The following is a 1132-nucleotide window of genomic DNA, read 5'->3' as shown; positions in this document are numbered from 1 at the left end:
ACTTGCTGAATTTTATCAATAATCAACTCTTGCGGATTAGCAGTAATAGCTCCCTCACGCACGCGTTTGAATTGCTCGGGCAAATATTGGCTGAGCAAAGGCAGTGGGATATCGACACCAGACAAATTATCAAATAATTTATTTTGCGCCTCATTAACGGCATCATCCGGCCAATAATACCGAATGCGGTCACTAAAACTGTATATCCGTGAGAATCGCTGCTGCTGACGATTGCCGTGATAATATTTTTCCCAATGGTTAGGGTTTTCTCGCATGCAATTTTCGAGGCGTTCACGCAGATTAGAAGTCTGGGATTTGACAACCAACTCCTCTTCTATTGCACAAAGGTTAAATAATGCCTCTCGCATAGCAAACGTTAATGCGGGCCCAACTTTTAATATTGCAAAGTGATCTTGAACTAACTCTTTATACGCTAATTCAGTCTGGTAATCGGTAGAATGCGCCTCAAAAATCATGTGTGGGTATTCATTTACCACTTGGCTTAATTGCGCAGCTTTATCTCTTTCATAATCGATAACACCAGTATGGTTAAACTCAACCCCTGGTTGGACTACGAGGGCAATCACTCGCTCCCAACAATCCGCAATACCGGCATGCTGAAAAGCCTGCAAGTGATACTCAATGGTTGTACGCGCATCTTGTGGCGAAGTGACACTCAATTCATCTTCAACCTCGGCAGCACCACCCGGCACCGGCACTTCAGTACCAATCACATAGACAAGATCGCTTTGCCCAAAAATCTCTTTGGCCGTTTGCTCTGCAATTTGTGCCAAACACGCGGCGCGCTGAGCGACAATGGCGTCAGTTAATGGGGTAGGATCACCAGCACACGACATACTGCAATCGAGGTGGATTTTTTTAAATCCGGCAGCTACATAAGCTGCAATCAAATCTTCGGCATGGCGCATCGCCTCTTCTGCTGGCTGCGTTTGCCAACGATTAGGACCAAGATGATCCCCACCTAATACTAAGCGTGCTAATGGAAATTGATATTGCTGCGCTTTCTGTACCACAAAGTCACGAAAATCAGCCGGAGTCATGCCGGTATAACCACCAAACTGGTCAACCTGATTCGATGTCGCTTCAATTAATAAAATTGAATTATCATTCA

General features: G+C 44.9%; 1 protein-coding gene. It reads right to left on the bottom strand.

Annotation, left to right across the window (positions count from 1 at the left end):
- Positions 1-1132, bottom strand: a 1132-nt coding sequence (locus tag ACRC27_RS11765; RefSeq protein WP_438639941.1) for a D-tagatose-bisphosphate aldolase, class II, non-catalytic subunit, incomplete at both ends; no start/stop codon positions are given.

It is taken from the genome of Plesiomonas sp. (assembly GCF_051650925.1).
Classification (GTDB): Bacteria; Pseudomonadota; Gammaproteobacteria; order Enterobacterales; family CAMTGL01; genus Plesiomonas.
This window is presented reverse-complemented; position numbering and strand designations above follow the sequence as displayed.